Here is a 6584-nt window from a genome sequence, read left to right as displayed (position 1 = left end):
GGGATTCGAGGTTGCCGGCATAGGTCAGGCAGTCCATCACGCGGACTTCATCCAGGGTATTTTCAATGATATGACGAACCACGGCAGAGCCGATAAAGCCTGCGCCCCCGGTGACAAGAATCTTCATACTTTCTCTCGTTTTTCAATGATTTAAATAATAAATTCTGTAATAACAAAAAACGCAGGCACGCTACCGCCATTGGCTATCGCAACCAAAATGCGTGGTGCCTCAGTAAATTGTATCTAACATGAGCTAAGATCAGCGGTGTCTGCCGCGCTGTCTCATCATGCTGGATAGTGCAAAGCAGCCAAACCGCGGTAACTTTGCTTGCTTCAGCGTCCATTTGCTATCAGGACTTTCCCAAACACCACACGATACGTCATCGAGACGGAATCTGAATGTGTCTTTAAAGTACCTGACAATCATCCCTTCATGCGCCATTCAGCGATTGGTATCATGACAAAGCCATGCAGTCACCATTATGGCGTGCAGCATACTCAACAGTGAATAGTACCGGACGAGGTCGCGACGCATTATAGCGCTGGTCATGAAGAATAAAAATCAAAAAGCGGTTTGAATCAATTCAAGGTATGAATGGAACACTTTCGATACAACATCAAAACATTCAATAACTTGGCCATACATGATTCGGTTACAAGTTATCTCTGGTGACAACAACACTAATTAATTCGTATTTCACGAATAGATACACCTCTTCGTTCGGAAATTCATGATGTGTTTTATCGTGATAGCAGAATCCCAAGGACTGGCTGCCCTACAACTGATTTTTATAGATAAGCTACAGGCATACTCAATGATATTTTTCTAAATGAATATCATTTGCATTAAATAGGAATTAAGCACTACGGCGCCACTAGAACTCACATCCTGCAACTGTAAAGCAAGTGATCCCAACCGCAAGCCAGTGTAAAATCGGCACTTATGTAGAACGGGATATCCACACCCCGGAGGAAAAATATGAAGTTTTTGGTCACTGGTGCCGCAGGTTTTATCGGCTTTCATATCGCGCAGCGCCTGCTGAATGAAGGGCATGATGTTGTCGGGATCGACAACATGAACGACTATTATGACGTCAGCCTGAAGCAGGCCCGTCTGGATCGCCTGGCATCTCCGGCATTCCATTTCCAGCAACTGGATCTGGCCGACCGGGAAGGTATGGCAAAGCTGTTCGCCGCAGAGCAATTTGATCGCGTGATCCACCTGGCGGCCCAGGCCGGTGTGCGCTACTCGCTGGAAAATCCGTATGCCTATGCGGACGCTAACCTGATGGGTTATCTGAACATTCTTGAAGGCTGCCGTCATACCAAAGTGAAACATCTGGTGTACGCCTCCTCCAGCTCGGTTTATGGCCTTAACCGTAAAATGCCGTTCTCCACCGAAGATTCCGTCGATCATCCGGTCTCCCTGTATGCCGCTACCAAGAAAGCTAATGAGCTGATGGCGCATACCTATTCCCATCTGTACAGCATCCCGACCACCGGGCTGCGCTTCTTTACGGTCTATGGCCCATGGGGCCGCCCGGATATGGCGCTGTTCAAGTTCACGAAAGCAATGCTGGAAGGGAAAAGTATTGACGTCTACAACTACGGCAAGATGAAGCGTGACTTCACCTATATCGACGACATCGTCGAGGCCGTGGTGCGCGTTCAGGATGTGATCCCGCAGGCCAATGCCGACTGGACCGTTGAGAGCGGTTCCCCAGCCACCAGTTCCGCGCCGTATCGGGTCTATAACATTGGCAACAGCTCGCCAGTGGAACTGATGGACTACATCACCGCTCTGGAAGAGGCGCTGGGGATGGAAGCGAAGAAGAATATGATGCCGATTCAGCCGGGCGATGTGCTGGACACCAGCGCAGACACCCAACCGCTGTATGACCTGGTGGGCTTTAAGCCGCAGACGTCAGTGAAGGACGGCGTGAAGAACTTCGTGGAATGGTACAAGAATTACTATCAGCTCTGATTCCCTACCCTGCCGCAATCGTCAGGTTGCGGCAACTTCTTTTATGTAGCCCCCCGTCATCCTGATAATATGTCGACTGAATGCACATTCATTGTTTTATATATAATATTTTGAGCTATAGACGGGATTTTTGTCTTTTCACTTGCCCGCCTGAAACCAGTTTCATCCAGCCTTTATCAGAAAAGCAAATATCCTCGCGCCTGGTACTCAGACTTATCTTACATCCATCCCATTTTTGATAGTGAAAACAGCATTATATGCTGATAGATAAAAAACATTACTCATTGTAGGAATTTTCTCAAAAACAGGATATGTTAGGGATCTCAGTACGACAGACACGTACTGGCGTATTGCTTAACAACCTAATAATTCAACTAACAAACGCTGTGGTAGATATTATGGAAAACCTATTTTTCTTAGTGGTGGCTGCCATACTACTTGCTGTATCCGTTTATTTCTTGATTTCTTATTTGAAAGACAGAAAGAAAACGAAGCTGACATTTAATAAACACAAGTGGTAACGCTGGCGCCTTATTGCAATTAGATTAAGATAATATTAAGAAATAAAATAATGATATGACAGAATGATCGTTCATTCTGCGTTTTGCTGTGGCTTTAAGCCAAGTAAAAATAGTGCCTACCGCGCCATGTTCATCATTTTTTTCTTAGCGTGGAAGTAAAAGACCACCTTCTAAGAAGGTAGCTTTTGAAAATGCCACCTGTAAGCGGACTGACCCTGACCCAAATTCAGTGCAGTGCTAAATCAGAGATCTTCGTCTTTCCGGAGACTTCGGATGAATTCAGCCGGAGTCATGTCATTTAATGATGAATGCGTTCTCTCATGATTATATTCCCTGCGCCAGTTGTCGAGTTTGTCCTGCGCATCTTCCAGCGAGAGAAACCAGTGAATGTTCAGGCATTCATCCCGCAGACTGCCGTTAAATGATTCAATAAACGGGTTATCCGTTGGTTTTCCGGGGCGGGAGAAGTCCATTGTGACACCGTGCTCATACGCCCATTTATCCAGACTTTTCGAAATAAACTCGCTGCCGTTATCTGTCTGAATACGTACCGGCAGGCGCTTGCCCAGCACCCGCAACCCTTCCATCACACCGACCACATCCTCACCTTTCAGCGACTTTCCGGCATGGATCGCCGCACACTCCCGACTAAAATTATCCACTACAGTCAGCGCCCGGAAACGTCGTCCGTTAAACAGGTTATCCGACACGAAATCCATACTCCAGCACTGATCGACACCGGTCAGGGCCGGACGTTGCTGACGATGTGCTGCACTGACATGCCTGCGGGGGCGCTTTCTGCGGAGGTTGAGGCCTTCCAGACAGTAAATCCGGTGTGTTTTCTTGTGGTTAACAGGCCAGCCTTCCCGCCGCAGCTGAATATGAATACGCGGGCAACCGTAGCGGATCCGGGTTTCCGCTATTTCCCGGATACGCAGGGTTATCGCCCGATCATCCCGCCGGCTCTGCCAGTGGTAAGCGGTTCTGCTCTGCATCAGCAGTCCGCATCCCCGCCGGACACTGATACGGTAAGCCTCCCGCAGAAAATGCACCGCCTGACGCTTCTGGGCCGGCCTCAGAACTTTTTTTTGATAACTTCCTGCAGCATCTCCTTGTCCAGACTTAAATCAGCCACCAGACGTTTCAGACGCTGATTCTCTTCCTCAAGCTGGCGCAGGCGGCGCAGCTCTGTCACGCCCATGCCGCCAAACTTTTTCTTCCAGTTGTAAAATGTGGCTTCAGAAATGCCCATCTTTCTGCAGACTTCCTCCACGCGAGTGCCGGTTTCGGCCTGTTTCAGCGCAAATGCTATCTGTTCTTCGGTATAACGGGTCTTTTTCATGGCGATGTGTCTCTCTGTGAGATGGAAGAAAGACCGGAGACTTCAGTTTAGCCTGGCACTGTTTTCAGGGAGGAGATCAAAGGTAGGAAGGTTACAAGAAATTGTACATGATCTGACTGAATATTTAGCTCAAGAACCTCACAATTGTTTATTCGCTGAGAATATAAATTGTCCAGTTAAGTTCCTTGCCAAACTATCGGGTCATGATCCAGAAGCGGTACGTTGGTATCTAGACTATGTGCCAGTTGCAACGCCAATAGATATGTGATGCCTCCTGTAAAACCCGATATCTGTTAATCTCCTTTTAGTGGTTAGTCTGGATGGGTCGCCTTATATAAACAATCACCACATCCCTAAGGATGTGGTTTAAGGATGACAAAAAAGCCTGCATTGCAGGCTTTGTTTTACCTCCCGGCGCTTATCTCCGGCATCTACATCACAGTGACGGTAGCTCTTCACAAGGCAAATTTAACTTATCGAACAAGTTTGTAACACGCAATAAATTTTGAACAGGATCGTTAGGTGCATCACAATTTGCGAAGATAATCCTTATTTTGTAATAGAAGAGAGAAATAAGCTAAAAAATAGATGATGCACAGTATTAAATAAAATTTAAAGTTAATCGGTTCAAATACTAAAGCAATAATCGTTTGTAATAAAAAATCAACATTGCATTAAAAGTGAACAAGTCATTAAGAGTCTAAACAATCAATAAACGTGTAAAATTAAGCACAGTACAATAGTTTTAAGTTTTAAATACCATCCTGATGGTTAATGGTCTAAAAAATATCACATTAAAAATTATAAAAATTGATGAAGGGACGAGCAACACATTCTTTAACTTAGTAGAATCAACATATTATACATTCATTCCATATCACATAGAGTAAACTCAAGTAACACATTAAAAAAGCCAAAGGTCATCAAACATACTTAATAAGCTTATTTTTTGACAAATAACCACAAGAAATAAGCGTTTAATTACTTACTGCGGTCACCCCCATCTATTTTATTGACTATAAACTTATTCGCAAAAAAAGGATTATTGTCACGATACATCTGTTTTTTAAATTTATCATATTTGATATCCAAGTTATTATTTCCACCACGGCGAATTGATAATATATAATCAAAAGATATTAGCTCTGCTTTTATAGTGTTATTTTCACCGCCATTTAACACAATACCAGATTTATAATCAGACCTAGCACCACCCCAATCACCATATTTAGCAAAAAGTGTTACTTTATTGTTTCGAATAGACGAATTATCGATTAGTGATCTCGTATAAAACTCTACACCCCTTAGCACATTTTTTCCAGAAGCAACAATATCACAACTCGTCAAATCCCCTATTTTACTATCACCAACAAAGGCTACGACATACAAAGAATTTGTAACGTATGAAGTTCCACTGCAATTTTTACACCCAGGGCCAATAATTAACCCCCCACCTTCTGTAACATCTTCAGAATACGCATCAAATTTTATATCAGAACTATTATTCCAGATATGAAGTCCTGCATGATAGGCTTTCAATGTTTTAATCTTCACTGTGCCATTTTTATTATTCCCCTCAAGCTCAACACCAGCATATGCAGTATTAATTGCAATTGATTTAATCATAAAATTGTGACATCTATCTAGTTTAAAAGAACTCCCAAGGGCAAGGTCTGAACTTTTTGAAACAGGCTGAGGATATATTTGTCCAGAAGAGATTGCAGAACAATGTATATTCAAATTATTACTTTGATGATTTGCGAAAAAGTTAAAAACCGCGTTTTTGAGTATTACACCGTCACCTACAAAAAAATTATTCACGCCTTTAACCCATAAATTCAATGTGTTGGCAACAGGTCTGCAGAATAATTCTCTTTGATCCAATTTTTCAGTACTCCTATATCCCATGATAGGATAGCCTGTAGGGTCATCAGAAGTAATAAGAAGAACACCTTGTATTTTACAATTATTTCCAGTAATCTTTAAAGTCGTATAATCAACGCATAAAGCATTCGGTGGAGTTATCCTTGAGAGAATAGCACCTTCACCATCTAATGTTATATTATTAGCCGTAATTGTCCATCCATCTTTATCCTGGCTATTATTAGGGAAATCATTATAATACACTTCTCCCTTATTTAATATGATATGATCACCATCATCTAGAAACTTTAGCATTTTAGCGAAGCATATGGTATCTGAAGCCATCTTCCCTTCCCCTCGGCATCCATACCAACTAGGGCGGACTGTTCTATTGCTATAGTACTCATCCCTTACAAACACCAGCTTTGTATTAGGAGATTGTATGACCTTTACACCATCTACTTTAAATATTTTTGCATCTGCAGCAACGAACTTCACGCTGTCATCATTTTCATGAATAACAGAAATGACCTCACCCTCATAAGAAGGATTATAAGAAGAAAGACTTTGTACAGATCTTATCTTAATTTCCGAAGGAATGGTTTCGGCACGGCAAAAAATAAGCGAACTGGTTAACTCAACAGCTAGAACCGGTATTAGAGAGCCAATAAATCTCCGGCGAGTCAACTTTTTCATTTCAAGGCCTCATGTTGCAAAATAAAATATTGTGATAGTATAAGATGAAATTTAAAATTTAGCATTACAATAAAAATTAGTTGCACAATTTCAGACTTCTCTGCACCAAAAAAGCATCTCATCAGAAGAAGAAGAAGAAGAAGAAGAAGAAGAAGAAGAAGAAGAAGAAGAAGAAGAA

The 6584-nt window shown here is 42.6% G+C and carries 6 protein-coding genes; 2 read left to right on the top strand and 4 right to left on the bottom strand.

Annotated features, from left to right (window positions below; translation table 11 throughout):
* Positions 1-127: NAD-dependent epimerase/dehydratase family protein (locus CWM61_RS28370; protein ID WP_133122477.1), on the bottom strand; the 127-nt coding region annotated here is incomplete at its 3' end.
* An 852-nt stretch (positions 128-979) separates the two neighbouring features.
* Here CWM61_RS28370 and CWM61_RS28360 point away from each other — a divergent pair.
* Both CWM61_RS28360 and CWM61_RS29635 read left to right on the top strand, forming a co-directional pair.
* Positions 980-1984, top strand: a complete 1005-nt coding sequence (locus CWM61_RS28360; RefSeq protein WP_100632264.1) for an NAD-dependent epimerase — start codon at positions 980-982, stop codon at positions 1982-1984.
* Between the two features lie 398 nt (positions 1985-2382).
* Positions 2383-2505, top strand: coding sequence for a small membrane protein (locus CWM61_RS29635; RefSeq protein WP_165785321.1), 123 nt, complete (start codon positions 2383-2385; stop codon positions 2503-2505).
* Positions 2506-2747: 242 nt separating this feature from the next.
* Here CWM61_RS29635 and CWM61_RS28345 read toward each other — a convergent pair.
* The 3 genes from CWM61_RS28345 to CWM61_RS29725 form a co-directional block, all read right to left on the bottom strand.
* Positions 2748-3847 (bottom strand): IS3 family transposase gene (locus tag CWM61_RS28345; RefSeq protein WP_100632262.1). Its coding sequence is split into 2 segments (ribosomal slippage): positions 2748-3595 and positions 3595-3847, totalling 1101 coding nucleotides; the frame shifts between segments, so codons are not numbered across the junction.
* Positions 3848-4828: 981 nt separating this feature from the next.
* Positions 4829-6406, bottom strand: coding sequence for a phage tail protein (locus tag CWM61_RS28340; protein WP_100632261.1), 1578 nt, complete (start codon positions 6404-6406; stop codon positions 4829-4831).
* On the bottom strand, positions 6403-6584 hold a 182-nt coding region (locus CWM61_RS29725; RefSeq protein ID WP_206054239.1), incomplete at its 5' end, for a hypothetical protein. The genes CWM61_RS29725 and CWM61_RS28340, both read right to left, overlap by 4 nt.

This window comes from Klebsiella sp. K-Nf6 (assembly GCF_002806655.1).
Classification (GTDB): Bacteria; Pseudomonadota; Gammaproteobacteria; order Enterobacterales; family Enterobacteriaceae; genus Klebsiella; species Klebsiella variicola.
This window is presented reverse-complemented; position numbering and strand designations above follow the sequence as displayed.

What these genes read in the sequence shown, in the direction of transcription:
- CWM61_RS29635 (WP_165785321.1), top strand. Translation starts at nt 2,383, where the DNA reads ATGGAAAACCTATTTTTCTTAGTGGTGGCTGCCATACTACTTGCTGTA.
- CWM61_RS28360 (WP_100632264.1), top strand. Translation starts at nt 980, where the DNA reads ATGAAGTTTTTGGTCACTGGTGCCGCAGGTTTTATCGGCTTTCATATC.
- CWM61_RS28340 (WP_100632261.1), bottom strand. Translation starts at nt 6,406, where the DNA reads ATGAAAAAGTTGACTCGCCGGAGATTTATTGGCTCTCTAATACCGGTT.